A 16,853-nucleotide genomic window follows, 5' to 3' on the forward strand; every position below is an offset into this window, starting at 1 on the left:
CAACCCTCTTACTTTCCTCTCCGTCATGAATAAAATCCTTCCCGTGTCCGCCCTCCTGGGATGCGTGCTGCTGGCGGCTTCCTGTTCCCAGCAGGTACAGCCCGTCAAAAAAGCAGGCAGAAGTCCGGTTTACGTGGGAAAAGTGGAACGGGTTTACCCCCGCCACAACTATGTGCTGATAGCCCTGGCCGGTACCGTGTATGAACCGGGAACGGTGCTCATCTCCCAATCCGCCGGCTCGGGGGAAAACCGGCGCGTCGCCAACCTCATCGTGACGGAAGAAAGAATGGGGCGCACGCGCATTCCGGCGGACATACGCAGCGGCACGGCGGAAGCGGGAGACCTGGTGTTCCTGTACCAGAATCTGGCCGTGCCTGAAAGCTCCGGAAAAACGGGTGAAGAGCCCACGGACACTCCCGAACCCGGAAAGGAAATCACCCCCCCCGTATCTCCGGACGGCCTGCTGCCGCTGCCCGGCGAGCGCCCCGCAGAGCCGGAAGCCCCCGCGGACAAACCCTCCCGGTCCCCCGGTGCCCGCTCCATTCAGGATGAAATCATGAAAGATCTGGATACCGTTCCGGGTACTTTGGAGGACTCCTTGAGAGCGGTAAGTCCGGAGAAAAAATCGGCAAGGTGATTTTTTAGATTCATTCAATAAATGCTTGTCTTTTGGCATTCCCCCGGTAGGATGAACCCACTTACACAAATTGGTGACTAGTTTATGAAATCCATCAAAGGCACAGAAACAGAAAAAAATCTCCTCAAGGCGTTTGCCGGGGAGTCCGAAGCCCGCAACCGCTACACCTACTTTGCCGGTGTGGCCAAAAAAGCCGGTTACGAGCAGATCGCGGCCATTTTCCTGGAAACGGCCGACAATGAAAAGGAACACGCCAAAGTGTTCTTCAAACTGTTGAAAGACGCCTGCATTGAAGTGACGCACACCGTTTGCACGGCCCCCCTGGAATCCACGGAGGAGTGCCTGCTGGCCGCCGCCGCCGGAGAACACGATGAGTGGTCGGAGATGTACCCCACCTTTGCCGAAGTGGCGGACAGGGAAGGCTTCCCCGCCATTGCGGAAACCTTCCGCAAAATCGCCACGGTGGAACAGCACCATGAAGCCCGTTACCGCAAACTGGCGGAAAACGTGCGCGAAGGCGCCGTATTCGCCAAGAAGCAGGAAACCCAGTGGAAGTGCCGCAACTGCGGTTACATCCACACCGGAGACACGGCTCCCAAGGTGTGCCCCGCCTGCGTGCATCCCCAGGCATTCTTTGAAGTGCTGGCGGACAACTTCTAATCATTTTCCATTCGGAAACATGATTGGGGCCGGTTTCACGATCTGATCGTGTGATCGGCCCCCTTTTTTCCATCAGGGACAACCCCATATCATGAACAGGGACAGGGAACATACGGAAGCGGCGTGGAGGAAATACGGCCGGAAACTCTGGAAATTCGGCGGCAGCTACGGGCTGGGAATCGCCCTGATGCTCATCCTGCTGGTGCTGACATTTGCCGGTACCCTGCACCAGGTCCGGCTGGCTCCCTCCCTGGGATCGGAGGCGGCCATAGAATCCTTCTTCGGCGCTCCCTACGTGCTCATTCCCCTGGGCGGGGAGCACTCCCTCATTTCCCTGCCGCTGCCCGGCATGGGCATTACATGCGCCCTGCTGTTCGTCAACCTGCTCCTGGGCGGCATGTTCCGCGTGAGATGGACGTGGAGGCATGCGGGCATCCTGATTGCCCACGGCGGAATCCTCCTTCTGCTGGCCGGCATCATGCTGGGCAACAGAATGACCGTGGCCGTGGACCAGGTGGAACTGCCGCAGGGCGACCGCGTGCATGAGCGGGAGCTTCCCTTTGACATCCGCCTCAACCGCTTTATTCCGGAATTCTACCCCGGAACGTCCAAGCCTAAATCCTATGAATCCCAGGTCACCATTTTTCCGGAATCCGGCGGCCATTATGACGCCGTCATCCGGATGAACGAACCGCTGCGGGTATCCGGCTGGACCCTGTACCAGATGAGCTGGGGGCAGGACTCCCTGCATCCCGGCAGGCTGATATCCATTCTCCGCGCCTCCCACAATCCGCTGGAACAAATGCCCAAATGGTCTTCCTACATCATTGCCGTGGGGTTGTTGTGGCATTTTGCCCTGGTCTTCGGGAGGTACCTGCGCCGCAAGCCGGAACAAAAGCTGGAAAAGGAACCCGTTCCGGAACAATCCAGAGGAAACGCGGATGGTGCCGGGAAGGGGAAACGCTGGCGTCTGGCCGGCATCTGCGTGCTGGTGGCCGGAATCTTCGCCGTCGGCATGCTGGCGGCCAGGCCGTCCGTCCATACGGTCCGCGTGGAACGCTATACGCCCTGGTCCTCCTCCCTGGTAGAAAAGGTGGAGGGCATGGCCGTTCAGGATGGTGGCCGCGTCAAGCCCGCCTCCACGTATGCCGGGTTCCATTTGCTCCGGACCCTGGGCAGGAGGAGCTTCTCCATAGACACCCCGGACGGCGGGAAAAAGCTCACTCCGGTGGAATGGATGCTGGACTGCATGTTCAGGCCGGAATTTGCGGAGCAATACCCGGTATTCCTGGTCAACCGGGAGGAAGTAGTGCGCCGCCTGCACCTGCCGGACCAGGCGGACAAGAGGAAAAAATACTCCTATGCCCAGATTGCCGGACAGTGGGAGGAAATGTCCCGTGCCGTGAGGGAAATCCGGATGCTGGGGGAAACGCAGCTCACGGAGGCGCAGAAGGAAATCCTGGCGCTTTCCCGCAACTTTGACGTGGTGCGCGGCTGGATGCTCAGTTCCCGCATCATGCTGGAAGACCCCGCTGCCATGGAACGGATGGAATTCCCCCGGTGGTTCCCGGCATCCGGACGGAATGAAGAACAGGAGTGGAGCGCCGTTCCGGGCAAGGGAGCCGGAGCTTTTCTAGCCATGGCTTCTCTGATGGAGCGCAAGGCCATTGAAGAAGAAGGGCCGAAAGGCGGAGAGCTGCGTGCCAAGGCGGAAAACCTGCTGATGGAACGGCTGGTACAGCCGAATGAAGCCGCTTCCGCCGGGGAACGGAAGGCTCTGAACCGGGAAATCTTCTATTACCGGCTGGACCCGCTGTATGTTTCCCTGGCTGTCTTTGTGGCCGCCTTTGTCTGCCTGGTGGTCTGCGCGCTGTTCCGCCCCATGCGGAATGCGCCGTTCTGGAGGCGTTTTCTGCGGCCCGGCGGCTTCAGCCCGGCGTGGATTCTGGGCGCGGCGGGCGCGGCCGTTCTGATGGCCGCCCTGACCATACGCGTGCTGATCACCATGAGGTCCCCGGTAGGCAATACCTATGAAACCATCGCCTTCATCGCCTGCATGGGCGTGATCTGCGCGCTGGCGGCGGAACTCTTCAGCAAAAAGGGAATCGTGCTGGCGGCCGGGTTGATCCTGGGGGCGCTCTCCTGCCAGATGGGCATCATGTATGAATCTTCCCAGGCCGTGGACCACATGGATCCGCTGGTGGCCATCCTGCGTTCCAACTTCCTGCTCTCCACCCACGTCATCACCATCGTCCTGGGGTATGCGGCCGGACTGCTGGCGGCGGTGCTTTCCCATGTATATCTGCTGGCCTCCCCCCTGCGCCTGATCGGCCGGAAAACGGAGCAATCCCTGGACCGCATGGCATACGGCATCCTGTGCTTCTCCCTGGTCTTCACGCTGGTGGGCACCGTCTTCGGCGGCATCTGGGGCAATGAATCCTGGGGGCGCTTCTGGGGATGGGACCCCAAGGAAAACGGGGCATTGATGATTGTGCTGTGGCAGTTGGTCGTGCTTCACGCCAGAAAAGCGGGATGGCTTTCTCCGTGGCTTCTCCACTTCAGCAACGTGCTTGGCGGCGTCATCATCGCCTTTGCGTGGTGGGGTGTGAACATGCTGGGAGTGGGGCTGCATTCCTACGGCTTCACATCCGGGCGGGATGCCCTGGACATCTTCTACTGGTCGGAAGCCGTGCTGTGCGTCCTCTTCATCATCCTGCATTACCGGGCCCTCCGGCAGGCGGAGATGGGATAATTCCGTAGCGGTCTTCCCTTGCCAGACCGAGGAGAAGGGCGGACATGCGGGACTTCCGTTTGTGCAGGGAAGGGAAGGAAGGCAGCTGGCAGTGCAGGAGTAAAAATGGGAAAAGGACGCCATTTTCCTATTTTATCCTTGCCGTCCCATCCCGTCCGGTATATATTCCCGCCACCTCATGCAGGGATAGCTCAGTGGTAGAGCGGCTGTCTTACACACAGTTGGTCGGGGGTTCGAGTCCCTCTCCCTGTACCAAAAATTTCTTTTTGAACAAAAAGCTCGCACAATGAAAGTGCGGGCTTTTTTGTTGTTTTTAAGCGGGTTATTTGATGAATGATTTGTTAGGGGATAGGATATGACGGGATATGAATTGTTGCTTTTTGATGCTAGTTATGATATTATATGGCGTTTTTGAGATGCAGAAAAGGATAGCATTTTTGGCATGCTTGTTTTTATATTCCTACTGCTACTGGGAAGTGGAAACTGGTCCTCATAGTACCAAGATTGAAGTTGTTCCGGCAGGAGCTATATCTGAGAAGGAGCTCAGAGGCTTTTAAGTAGTGGGATGAAGCAGGAGAAGATTGAGGCTGGAATGTCCGCGACGGATGCTCGGAAGTCATATACGAAGGGTGATTGGGGAGTTAGCTGTACAGGTAACAGGTGAAGAAATATCTACTCCTACTGTGTGTGCATGGTTTGGTGATTTTATAGCTGGGTTGAATAGAAGAGGGAAGTCTGTTGCAACTGTCCGGAATTATCGTAATGCTACAAATAAGTTTTACACTTTTTTAGGAGACAGGATTGATTGGTCAATGGAGCGTATACCCTCCCTCGCATGATGAATGATTTTATGCTGGAACTGGCCGGGGTATTTGCCGTCAACACGGTGAAGAAAGAGTTTGGGATGGTTTGTGCTATTTTTAATTCTGCTGTTAAGTTGGGAGTAATTGAGAGGAATCCTAGAATGGGGGGGGAGTTGCCAAAGGATAAAAAGGCGGATATGAAAGCCCTGTCCGGCGAGGGTTTGCTCTGGAGGAGTATGGTGTTATGTTCTCTTTATCTTGGTGGTCAGAGGTTGGGGGATGTGGCGATGCTGAGGTAGGATGCTGTGGATTGGAAAAAGGAAGTGGTGAAGATTTGTGACTCAGAAAACAGGTCGGGAAAAGAAGGGTGAAGAATGAGCTGTCTTTCCATTCCCTGCGTTATATGGTGGCGACGATGTATATTAAATCGGTGTTGAGGCGACGGAGAAGGCATTGAAGAAGTGTCAGAGTTGTGATTTTTTGACAATTAAAAAAAGATTGTTTTTTGGTAAAATATAATTATCATTTGGCTATGGATTCCAAAGAAGAATTTCTACTCAAGAAGAATAATAAATGGTCTGCTGTATCAGCTATAGCGACTGTTTCAGTGGCTATTACTACTATGGTAATCGGGTATTTTTCTTATCGGGTTTCCGAACGGTCAGTCCAGATTGCAGAAGATGCCAAAAATCTTGTAGAGTTGAATAATATTCAAGATTTGTTTACTCGCGTTCAAGACGAAGCATTAACTGAGCGCAATGTTTACGCAAATGCTATTATAGATTCTTTTTATGATAAATTTATTATTGATTTAAATTTACCTCAAGAAAATTTAGAAGAAATTTCTCATATATTATTTAGTTATAAATTAGATTTTCAATTACTTAATTTTAAAAATACTTATAATGATTTTGAGAAAAATATGATTAAGATTTATTATGATGAATTTACTGTGCCCGTGAATGGAAAGATGCATTTTGAGAGTCTTTGGCAATCTCTCAGCTATAAGTTGTCATTTGGAATCAATATGCTTCAGTTGGCTAAAGAAACAAAATCTTCTGATGGTCTTATTAGTAAAATTTTAAAAGGTTTTATTTCATTTCATGATTACAGTTTAATGATGAAATTGTTTTCAGGTGAAGAATATTTAAAGAATGGATATATCAAAGAGTTGTATGATCGTTTAGCAGGATATTACGGAAATGATTTAGATAATGAGAAATTTCGCAATGAAGATCTTAGAAAGGAAAAAATGGAATATAAAGAATATTTTAAAAAATGGAAAAAGGTAGGAAGAAAGATATATGGTGTAGAATTGAAAAATTATTGGGAAACAAGAAATAATAGAAAGAAATAAAAACATTTTTACTTTTCCCCTGAATATTTTTATGCTGGCATCCAAGGAATTTTTATGAGCGTGAAAGGAAAACTTTGTGAATTATTAGGATGGTGAATTATCTTTAACCGAACTAGTAATGCTATATATCTAATTGAGAGAAAAAATAGATTGGACTTCATTTTTCGAAGAATTTTTATCCACTCTATAGCAATTATTTTATATTCTATTGGATGATATTCACTACTATATATGTCAATATTATTACTTGTCTTTGATGTTGTATGGTTCTGTTTAATCCAAAGGGATATATAATTTTTTGAATAGGGGCATCGAGGTCCAAGTATTACCCCTCTAAGATATTTCATGTGAAAAGAAGAGAAAATCATTCTGTTTTTTATAGAATTATTTTTGTCTTTGATAGGGATAAAGATTCTATGTTCTTGTTCTATTTCCCATGATTGATCTTTTGTCGTAAGCAATCTAATAAGTTGTCCAAAGTCATGACCTCCAGAGGTATCGTATGCATGTTTTTGAACACTAGGAGGCCTTTGGGAAGAGTACATGACAGGAAAAATTAATAATTTCGGATCCGGTTCTTTCTCTAAATTTTCATATTTTCCGATGATATAAGATTGAATTGTGTCTGTTCTACTCATGATAGGAACCATTTTAGATATACAAGGAAAATCAAAAATTAAGCATACCCCTTTGTGTTTATCTGCATAATGTCCCCACATAGCTGCTGATGTCATGGATGTAGAAAAGCATAACATTCCTGGAGGATTTTTTTTTGCAGTCAGAATTTGTTTATCAGTAACATCTTTTAAATTTTTGCAGCGAGGCATAAATTCAAATGGATCATTAGTTTCATAAGGGATTGTAAGTTTTAGTGACCAGTTTTCTATAGTTTTTTCAAAAGCTTCATAAGGCATATATCTATATAATAGCAATCTTTTTTCATTTTCTTGATTTTGAGTATCTTGAGAGATTTGTTTATGTGAATTTACTGATTTTCTATATCGTTTTTTCCCTTTCATAGGAATATGAGGTTAGGTTTCTCTTGATCTTTATTGTATCAATAGTAAATGAAATGAATAATAATGTAAATGGAAGAAAATAAATAGCTAAGAATGATAAGTGTTGTAGCAGAAGTAATGATGTTTGGATGGCGTTCCTTTGCCATGATAAGAGAGAGGGAGATAAAGGACTGTTGAGCGGATTTCAGTACTTCTTGTGCTGGCATTATGGCGATACCATTGGCAAAGAAGTAGATTTGCTTATAGTGTATGGACTGGAAGGGCGTAGATAGCGAGGTAATATATCAGAATGGTATATAGGGCGAAAATGATAAGGCTCCAGAAGAAATTGGTGAAGGTTATTGCAATCGTCCTAATAATGCTGTCGAGAGGGAGGAAATGTAGAGCAATATATCCAGTAATGATTTTCCATTCTCCTATATAAATGAGGTAAATGCCGCAAATGATAGGGGAATCAGGTTGAAGAAAATGGCCGTAATATTGATAAACGTTGGCATATATGGAAATGCTACGCTGGGGAGATGGTTGTAGCAATAGATTTTTTCTTTTCCTGATAAGGGCAAGGCGGCCGGCTAGTCGCGATGAATCTTGAAGGTTCTGATTCCCCCTTTGCATGGGAATACGGCAAAACCAGAGCTTCCTTAAAAACACGTCCTGTCCACATGCATCATCCGCAAGAATAGTTATCATCCTTTTTTTAACTTCATGGCTGTTCTCTCAAATAAGGCTCTGCTGGTCCAGTGAAGAATGGCCGGAGACAAAAGGTACCATTACGTTCGTTGAATGGAGAAGGGAAAGCTCCGTTTCAAGTACTCATGGTTCTGTTATTCATTTGGACCTTGACGTGAAATTTGAATGGAAATCGGAAATGTATCATACCGATAACCAGGGATGCAATTTTGACATTCCGTACAGGAAACTGCGTGTTGGAAAAGAAATTCCTGTTTTTGTTAATGAAAGTAATCCTGAAAAGTCTATTTTATCAAAAGGCATCGCAGGATATATCTGGATAGCTCTAGGAATGTGTTTATTATTTTCTGTTTTTCCCCTGGTGGTGGTTTTTAAAGAGGTATTTCATTTGTTAAAAGGAAGAAATAAATAAAAATTGATCAGATTTCGTCGGGAATTCCCCCTAAAAAATATGCCTGCAAGCGTTTAAGCTTACAGGCATATGGTGATGTTCAGAGGACTTGTCCCTGTCAGGCGCCGAAGTCCAGCGCCTTGTGTTCCCGGGCCCAGGTGCGGTGCTGCTTCATCGCCGTGATGAAGGGCTTCATCAGCGCCTTGGTGTCCTTCGGGGTGAGCAGACCGGCATCGTCCATGTCGTCGGGCAGGGAGGCGGCCTGGAGCATTTCCCTGGCGTCTCCCGGCAGGCCGATGGCCTTCAGGTGCCTGTAGGCCTGGCGCAGGTGGTATTTGGCGTCCCCGTCCGTCAGGAGGGTCTGGATGCTCTGCGCGCCTTCGGGCACGATGACGGAGTCAAACAGGACGGAAAGATTGGCGGCCAGGCTGCCGTCCACCAGCAGGTCTTCCCCTTCTTCCGTTTTAACGGTTCCCATATGTGCGGCAATGATCTGGGGGTGGACTCCTTCCTTGTGCAGGGCGTCGCAGATTTCCTCCACGGATTTCAGGCTGACGCCGTCCGCCACCAGCAGGGAGACGCGCATGCCCTTGAGGTTGCCGTCGGGCTTGGCGTACAGGCTCAACGCCGGGTCCTTTTCCAGGCCGCAGACCGGCTTGGGCAATTCGCGGCTGAGCTGTTCCCTGGTCAGTTCAATGCCCAGGTTGCGGGCTACTCCGCCAGCCAGGTCCGGATCAATGCGCGTCAGCAGGTCCACGACGCGTTCACGGATGTAGGGGCGGGTCACCTTGCTCAGTTCAAAGCCGAAGGCGTTAATGATGTGTTCCTGTTCCACGGGCGTCTGGCTCATCCAGAACAGGCGCGGATGGGAGTAGTACTCCGCAAAGGAGGGGCTCCTGAGGCGTTCCTTGATTCCTTCCACGCGTTCCGGAGTGGTGGTGAACCCTCCGTCTTCCGCGGCTTCCGGAGTTTCCCGCGGCCAATTGTCGCCGATGGAGTTGGGATTGTAATTGGCCGGAGCGGTATCTATCTGCATGCGGTGGAATCCGTCCCTCTGGTTGTTGTGGAAGGGGCAGACGGGGCGGTTGATGGGGATTTCCGTAAAGTTCGCCCCTCCCAGGCGGTGGCGCTGGGTGTCGCTGTAGGAGAAGATGCGGCCCTGCAGCAGCGGGTCGTCGGAGAAGTCGATGCCCGGAACAATGTTGGCGGGGCAGAAGGCGACCTGTTCCGTTTCTGCAAAGAAGTTGTCCGGGTTGCGGTTCAGCACCATTTTCCCGACGATTTCCACGGGTACCAGCGCTTCGGGGATGAGCTTGGTAGCGTCCAGGATGTCGAAGTCGAATTTGTCCAAGTCTTCTTCCGGAATGATTTGCAGGCCCAGTTCAAATTCCGGGTAGTCTCCGCCTTCAATGGACTGCCACAGGTCTTTGCGGTGGAAGTCCGGGTCCCGTCCGGTAAGGTCCTGGGCTTCGTCCCAGATCAGGGATTTTTTCCCGTAAACGGGTTTCCAGTGGAAGCGGACGAAGGTGCTTTTCCCATCTGCGTTAACCAGTTTGTACGTATGGATGCCGAATCCTTCAATGGTCCTGTAGCTTCTGGGTATGCCGCGGTCGGACATGAGCCACATGACGTTGTGCAGCGTTTCCGGCTGCAGGGAGACATAATCCCAGAAGGAGTCGTGGGCGGTCTGCCCCTGCGGCATTTCGTTGTGGGGCTCCGGCTTCACGGCATGGATGAAGTCCGGGAATTTGATGGAGTCCTGAATGAAGAAGACGGGCGTGTCGTTGCCCACCAAGTCGTAATTTCCCTCCCTGGTATAGAATTTGGTGGCGAATCCGCGGATGTCCCTCACCGTATCCGGGGATCCCCGGAATCCCTGCACGTTGGAAAAACGCACAAAGACTGGTGTTTTTTCTGACGGATCCTGCAGAAAGGCCGCCTTGGTGTACTTGGAAAGGGATTTGTATACCTGAAAATAACCATGTGCCCCGGAACCTCTTGCGTGAACCACTCGTTCCGGTATCCGCTCCTGGTCAAAATGAGCCATTTTTTCCAGAAAGTGAAAGTCTTCCAGCAGGGAGGGTCCTCTGCTGCCTGCCTTGAGCGTGTTTTGATCATCGGCTATTTTTACTCCGAGGTTGGTGGTAAGGGGCTTTCCCATGCCGTTGTCGCGCATGGTATCCAGGTCTTTGATTTTTTCCGAGGTGTTTTCCGGCATTTTCATGGAGCCGGGGGCGGAAGGTTCCGCGTTGGGAGGGGTGGGTTTGGGCGTCGGCTTGATCAGTTCCGGATCAATGGTGTCCGTATAATGGGGTTCCGCCTCTTTCCCGTCCGGGAACGGGGCGAGCCGGTCTTGCATCTGCTGGGTCTTTTTTTTCATTGGCTTGTTTCTGAAGGGATTGAATTTTCCTATGAGTAAGGAGTTCGACCCTGGCTTCCCGGACGATGTTCTGCCTTATTTTGTCAGTTCATGTGGAATTGAAATGATGGAAAAATGCTGAAAATGACTTGGCAGGAATGAAATAAACGATAGGAAACGGGAGGCGGAAACGGAGCCTGTTTGACTGGCATGACGTTTCTGTCAGTAGGCTGTCAGTAGGGAACTCGGGATTTTCCGTGTCTTCTCCTCCTGCCGGGAAAAACAGGATAGCGCCGTTAATAAATGGACGGGGTGGGGCGAAGTTCCGCAGTTCCCTAATTCCCCGCATGGGGAACCTGAGGACACTCCCGCCGTGTCCGGGAATTCTTCCGCCCCTGGCGGCCATGCCCATCCCCGTTTTCATTTTCCGGGCAGGCCGTGTCATGCCGGAAGAGGGTTTGCTGCATGCACCTGTTCCGTTTTCCCGGAAAACCGCCTGTTTCCGGCCGTTCAGGCTGCGTGGCAGCTTTACTCATGGTGAAAGGGGTGTTCTTGCGCCAGGTTGGCGTATTGTAAAACGTACTGCGAGGGAACGGCGGCGGGGCGGGAACAGGGTGGTGAATTTAATCAATGACTTCTGCCGGTTCGGAAATACCGGATGGAACAGGAAGCAGGGCATCGGGAAGGAAGCGTGCCGGATGGCGGGGAGGGTTATGTAGTGGGTGAAAGGTTTCTTCCGTGGAAAATTTCCGGCGCCCCGTGGGGGGAGACAGAACTTCCGCAAATTTTCATAGACGTGCGGGATAAATAGGTTATGATGATTCCGTAAATTGCGTACCGGAGGCATGCGGCGTCCTCATACGGTTGCCTGTCCGGTGCGGGAACTGATCTTTCATTTATGTTAAAGGGTTATGACGGTGCAAGAAATAGCTGAACAAAGTTTGAAGAGCCTGCTGGCTTCACTGGGATTTTCTGCGGAAGTTGAAATAACGGAGACGGACGGCATCATATGCCTGAACGTTTCCTCCCCGGACTCCAGGTACATCATCGGAAATGACGGGGACAGGCTGGATGACCTGCAATATCTGGTCAACCGCATGATCCAGCGCAAGATTGAAGACGCGCCCCGCGTGAAGGTGGATTGCGACCATTACCGGGAACGCAACGAAGCGCGCCTTCTGGAGAAGGCCCTTTCCCTGGCCGCCCGCGTGCAGGAGAGCGGCAAGCCCATGAAGATGCAGCCCCTCAACGCCTATCACCGCCGCCTGGTTCACAATGCCCTTCAATCCGTGGAGGGCGTCACGACGGAGTCTGAGGAAGGGGACGGCCGCTACAAGCGGATCACGATCCGCCGGGTATAGCATCCCGCTTGAATTCCATGAGGCGCGGAGCGGTCATTTCCGGCATCTGGCTGACGGCGGTTCTGGCCGCCGTGGTCCGGGCTGCGCCGGAAAGTTCCGCGGCCTCCGATGCCGCCGTTCCGCCGCCCAGTCCCGTACTGGTGGTTTACGCGTCCTCAAATCCCGGCGCGGAGGAATCCCGATGGCTTGCGGCGCTCCGGCCCGGGGGAGAAGGACGCCGCATTCTGGACGGCCATGTGAAGGACGTTCAGATAGTGACGATGCCGTCCCGCCCGGCCCTGGAGGACTGGGGCGAGGAAGGACGGTTGTTCCGGGCTTCCCTGCACGGGGTGCGCGCGTTGCCGACCGTGATCATGCTCGATTCCAAGGGACGCGTCTTCGACTGGATGGCCGGAGGGGCGGATGAAGCCTCCCTGCCCGGAAAAGTCGCCTTGCTGAAGGAAAAGGTGTCCCGTGTCCGGCCCCTGACGGTGGTCAATGACATTCCCAAAGGCGGCGACCCGCGGGAGGAAGCGGCCGCCATCTGCCGCGCCATGGAGCAGGTGCCTGCGGAAGCGTGGTACCGGGATTACCCTCGGACCATGAAAAGGCTGGAAAAACTGGACTGCACGGAGCCTTCCTTCCTGGCCGCCCGCGAGGCGGCGGACCGTTTGGCGAAGAACCGGGAGACGGCCTCCCTGCTGCGCGAATCCTTTTTGGCCCGGGATGCTTCTTCCATCCGGGATTGCCTGGCCGCGTGGCGGAAGAAGGCGGATGATCCCGCGCTGCCCGTGGCCGACCGGCAGTTGCTGCTGCTGGCCATGGTCCACCCCCTCTGGGTTCGGCTGGAGGAAGCCCTGTACCAGGGGGCGCACAGCGCCGAAAGCGAGGAGGCTTTCAACAGCGCCATTGCCGTGCTGGAGGAAGTGAGGGACATGGACCGCTCCAGCGTTTGCGGCAGGCGCGCGCACCAGATCCGGGAAGAGCTGAGGAAGGCCCGGCTGGCCGCGGCGCGGTACGATTGAAGGGCCGGATAATTTGTCTTCCGCAACCCGGACAGGAAGCTCCCCGCGGCGCGGGCCGGAACCGGGGGATGCCCTTTTCCTGCGCGATTCTCCGGGCTACAGGAAGGGGCCCGGCAAATTGGCTTGATTTTGCACATGGAACGGGCTAGTCTGCGGACCGTTATGACAGATTCCTCCATTCCGGACATGATGGCGGCGGCGCGCCGTGACAAATGGACCGACCAGCAGCTGGCAACCAAGGCGGTTGAATTGGCTGAATCCATTCTCAGACAGGCCAATGCCGGGATGCGCAGACATGAAAGGAAGCAGGCGGAGCAATTGGAACGGATGATGGACGATCCCGCGGGCAAGGCGTTCACCCTGGCTCTGGCGGACCGCGTATTCCGCCCCTCTTCCCCCGCCCGCGGCGCGGAGCTGTTCCGCTACCTGCTGGGCGGCTACGGCGTGCCCAAATATCTGTCCGGCATGGACCGTCTGGCCATGAAGGTGGGGGACAGGCTGTCCGTTCAGTTCCCCGGCGTGGTGATGCCCATGATCACCAGCCAGTTGAGGAAGGAGAGCTCCAACGTGATTCTTCCGGCGGAGGACAGGAAGCTGCGCCCCCATCTGCGCCGCAGGCGCAAGGCCGGCATCCGGATGAATATCAACCAGCTTGGCGAGGCCATTCTGGGCGAGTCGGAAGCCCACCACCGCCTCCAGCAGGTGGTGGACCGCCTGGGGGACAAGGACTGCGACTATATTTCCGTCAAGATTTCCGCCATTTTCAGCCAGATCCATCTGGTGGCCTTTGAAGAAACGGTCAAGCTGATCCAGGAGCGGCTGCGCATTCTTTACCGTGCGGCCATCACGAATGCGGTCACGCTGCCGGACGGCTCCAAAAAGCCCAAATTCGTGAATCTGGACATGGAGGAATACCGGGACCTCCACCTGACGGCGGAGGCGTTCAAGCGCACGCTGATGGAGGAGGAGTTCATGCATCTGGAAGCCGGAATCGTCCTCCAGGCCTATTTGCCGGATTCCTGGGAGGAACAGATGAAGCTGTGCGCCTGGGCGAAGGAGCGCGTGGAGCAGGGGGGCGCCCGCATCAAGATACGCCTGGTGAAAGGGGCCAACCTGGCCATGGAAAAGGTGGAGGCCTCCATGCACGACTGGGCGCAGGCCCCGTACGGAACGAAAGCCCAGGTGGACGCCAACTACAAGCGCATGCTGCATTACGGCTGCATGCCGGAGAACGCCAGGTACGTCCAGTTCGGCGTGGCCTCCCACAACCTGTTTGACCTGTGCTACGCTATGCTCCTGCGGGAGCGCGAGGGCGTGAAGGACTACGTGGAGTTTGAAATGCTGGAAGGAATGGCCAACCACCAGGCCCGCGTGATCAGGGAATCCGCGGACGGCCTGCTGCTGTACGCCCCCGTGGTGCTGAAGGAGGACTTCCACAGCGCCATTGCCTATCTGGTGCGCCGTCTGGACGAGAACACCAGCGAGGAGAATTTCCTGCACGACCTCTTCGGCATGGCGCCGGGCTCCCGTACCTGGGACATCCAGAAAAGGCGCTTCCTGAAAGCCTGCCAGGAGAAGGACAGCGTCAAGTACGGTCCCAACCGCACGCAGAACCGCGCCACGGACCCCGTGGAACCCACCCATTACCGGGACGCCTTTGCCAACGAGCGCGACACGGACTGGTCCCTGCGGCAGAATTCCGAATGGATCAACGGCCTGATTGCCGCGGAAAAGGAGAAATCCGGGGAGGAAATTCCCCTGGTCATCAACGGTGAGCAGATCACGACCAACCTGTGGGGCGTGGGCCGTGACCCGTCCCGGCACAACGAGGTCTCCTACAAGTTCGCCTACGCGGACTTCGACCAGGTTGAACATGCCCTGGACACGGCCGACAAGGCGCGGACTTCCTGGGCGGCCAGAAGCGTCGGTGAGCGTGCGGAAATCCTGCACAACGCCGCGCGGGAACTCTCCGCCATCCGCGGGGAGGCTATTGCCGCCATGGTCAGGGATGCGGGCAAGGCGCCCACGGAAGCGGACGTGGAAGTGAGTGAAGCCATTGACTTCTGCCGTTATTATGCGGAAGGCCTGGACCGGGACGGCATGAATGACGGGGTGGAAATGACCCCGCTGGGTACCGTTTGCGTGATGTCCCCGTGGAACTTCCCCTTTGCCATTCCCACCGGGGGCGTGGCCGCCGCGCTGATGGCCGGGAACACGGTGGTCTTCAAGCCGTCCGAGCTGGCCGTTTATACGGCCTGGCAGATTGTCCAGGCATTCTGGCGCGCGGGAGTGCCGAAGGAGGTGCTTCAGTTCGTGCCCATGCCGCGCAATGAAATCTCCCACAAATTCCTGACGGACCCGCGCCTGCACGGCGTGATCATGACGGGCTCCTACCGCACCGGAAAAATGCTGCGGGAACTGCGTCCGGACTTGGCCGTTCTGGCGGAAACCAGCGGTAAGGACGCCATGGTCATCACCGCCACGGCGGACCCGGACCAGGCCGTGAAAGACTTGGTGAAAAGCGCCTTCGGCCATTCCGGGCAGAAGTGCTCCGCCGCCAGCCTGGCCATCGTGGAGGCTTCCGTCTATGACAACCCCGCCTTCCTGCGCCAGTTGAAGGACGCCGCCGCCAGCCTGAAGGTGGGCGGCTCCTGGGAGGTCAACTCCGTGGTGACGCCGCTTATCAAGGAACCGGAAGGCAATCTGCTGCGGGCGCTCACCCAGCTGGAGCCCGGAGAGGAATGGCTGCTGAAGCCGGAGCAGTCGGAAGACAACCCGTGCCTGTGGTCGCCCGGCATCCGCCTGGGCGTGAAGCCGGGAAGCTGGTTCCACCAGACGGAATGCTTTGGCCCGGTGCTGGGCATCATCCGCGCGGAAAATCTGGAAGAAGCCATCGACATTCAGAACGACTCCGAATTCGGCCTGACCGGGGGCCTGCAATCCTTGGATGAACGGGAAATAGCCCTGTGGAAGAGCAAGGTACAGGTGGGCAACGCCTACATCAACCGCGTCATTACCGGGGCCATCGTCCGCCGTCAGCCCTTCGGCGGCTGGAAACACTCCTCCATGGGCCCCGGCTCCAAGGCCGGAGGGCCCAACTACCTGACCATGCTCGGGCGGTGGTCGGAAAAGGAACTTCCCCAGAAACTGCGGACTCCCGGCGAACGCATCGCCGGACTGGTGGAAAAACTGTGTTCCGAACTGCCGGACTGCGCCAAGCGCATCCGTTCCGCCGCGGGCTCCCAGGCCAAGTGGTGGATGGAGGAATTCGGCGTGGAACATGACCCCTCCCGCGTTTATGGGGAAAACAACACATTCCGCTACGTTCCCGTGAAGGGAATCCTGGTCCGGACGGAAGGCATGGCGGACGACGATGTGGCCATCCTGCTGCTGGGCGCCAAGCTGTGCGGCGTGGAACTGCACCTCAGCGTGGAGGAAGGGCGTCCGTGGATTCAGAAGATGAACGGTTATTACGCCTCCCTGGCCGTGGAAACGGAGTCGGAGCTCATCGACCGCCTGCCGGAAATAGCCGGAGGCGTGCAATTCCTGCGCGCGAAGGGCATTTCCAACGCCCTGTTTGACGCAGCACGCGTCCGGGAACTGGAAGTGCTGGTCCGTCCCGTGCTGGCCAACGGCCGCCTGGAACTGCTCGGCTTTTTCCGGGAACAGGCCGTTTCCGAGACGGTGCACCGTTACGGCAACATCATTCCTCCGCCGGACAGCTTCAAGGGAGCTACGGCTTAAAACAATACCGTGCGTTTCCGCCGCTCCGGAGGATATTTCTCCGGGCCCGGAATATCCGCGGAATATCGTCTTGAAA

General features: G+C 54.3%; 11 protein-coding genes and 1 tRNA gene. 10 read left to right on the plus strand and 2 right to left on the minus strand.

Annotated features, from left to right (window positions below):
• Positions 1–25: 25 nt before the first annotated feature.
• From HMPREF3039_RS01140 to HMPREF3039_RS01165, 6 genes are all read left to right on the plus strand, one after another.
• Complete coding sequence (locus tag HMPREF3039_RS01140; protein WP_067573541.1) at positions 26–637, plus strand: hypothetical protein; 612 nt, start codon at positions 26–28, stop codon at positions 635–637.
• A gap of 84 nt (positions 638–721) precedes the next feature.
• A complete protein-coding gene (gene rbr, locus HMPREF3039_RS01145) occupies positions 722–1,297 on the plus strand; it encodes a rubrerythrin (RefSeq protein ID WP_067573539.1) in 576 nt (191 codons plus the stop codon).
• Between the two features lie 91 nt (positions 1,298–1,388).
• Entirely contained in the window at positions 1,389–4,049 is a 2,661-nt protein-coding gene (gene ccsA / locus HMPREF3039_RS01150) for a cytochrome c biogenesis protein CcsA (protein ID WP_067573537.1), read from the plus strand.
• A gap of 180 nt (positions 4,050–4,229) precedes the next feature.
• Positions 4,230–4,304: transfer RNA gene (locus tag HMPREF3039_RS01155), tRNA-Val, on the plus strand.
• Between the two features lie 580 nt (positions 4,305–4,884).
• Positions 4,885–5,151: a hypothetical protein gene (locus HMPREF3039_RS01160; protein ID WP_067982166.1), complete on the plus strand. Its 267-nt coding sequence runs from the start codon at positions 4,885–4,887 to the stop codon at positions 5,149–5,151.
• 233 nt (positions 5,152–5,384) lie between these two features.
• Positions 5,385–6,209: a hypothetical protein gene (locus tag HMPREF3039_RS01165; RefSeq protein WP_067573533.1), complete on the plus strand. Its 825-nt coding sequence runs from the start codon at positions 5,385–5,387 to the stop codon at positions 6,207–6,209.
• 29 nt (positions 6,210–6,238) lie between these two features.
• On the opposite strand, the gene HMPREF3039_RS13210 is transcribed toward HMPREF3039_RS01165, so the two are convergent.
• On the minus strand, positions 6,239–7,228 hold the full coding sequence (locus HMPREF3039_RS13210; protein ID WP_082770137.1) for a DUF2971 domain-containing protein: 990 nt from the start codon (positions 7,226–7,228) through the stop codon (positions 6,239–6,241).
• Between the two features lie 613 nt (positions 7,229–7,841).
• Here HMPREF3039_RS13210 and HMPREF3039_RS13215 point away from each other — a divergent pair.
• Entirely contained in the window at positions 7,842–8,330 is a 489-nt protein-coding gene (locus HMPREF3039_RS13215) for a DUF3592 domain-containing protein (RefSeq protein WP_082770139.1), read from the plus strand.
• A 97-nt stretch (positions 8,331–8,427) separates the two neighbouring features.
• Here HMPREF3039_RS13215 and katE read toward each other — a convergent pair whose 3' ends face one another.
• Positions 8,428–10,689, minus strand: a complete 2,262-nt coding sequence (gene katE, locus HMPREF3039_RS01175) for a catalase HPII (RefSeq protein ID WP_067573529.1) — start codon at positions 10,687–10,689, stop codon at positions 8,428–8,430.
• 890 nt (positions 10,690–11,579) lie between these two features.
• Here katE and HMPREF3039_RS01185 point away from each other — a divergent pair.
• The 3 genes from HMPREF3039_RS01185 to HMPREF3039_RS01195 all read left to right on the plus strand — a co-directional run bounded on the left by HMPREF3039_RS01185 (position 11,580) and on the right by HMPREF3039_RS01195 (position 16,777).
• Positions 11,580–12,029 (plus strand): Jag family protein, encoded by a 450-nt coding sequence (locus HMPREF3039_RS01185; protein ID WP_067573525.1) that lies wholly within the window; start codon positions 11,580–11,582, stop codon positions 12,027–12,029.
• An 8-nt stretch (positions 12,030–12,037) separates the two neighbouring features.
• Positions 12,038–13,033 (plus strand): hypothetical protein, encoded by a 996-nt coding sequence (locus HMPREF3039_RS01190; RefSeq protein ID WP_147549742.1) that lies wholly within the window; start codon positions 12,038–12,040, stop codon positions 13,031–13,033.
• A 162-nt stretch (positions 13,034–13,195) separates the two neighbouring features.
• Positions 13,196–16,777 (plus strand): bifunctional proline dehydrogenase/L-glutamate gamma-semialdehyde dehydrogenase, encoded by a 3,582-nt coding sequence (locus HMPREF3039_RS01195; RefSeq protein ID WP_067951848.1) that lies wholly within the window; start codon positions 13,196–13,198, stop codon positions 16,775–16,777.
• The last annotated feature ends 76 nt before the right edge of the window (positions 16,778–16,853 follow it).

The sequence above is a fragment of the Akkermansia sp. KLE1798 genome, from assembly GCF_001580195.1.
Taxonomy (GTDB): domain Bacteria; phylum Verrucomicrobiota; class Verrucomicrobiia; order Verrucomicrobiales; family Akkermansiaceae; genus Akkermansia; species Akkermansia biwaensis.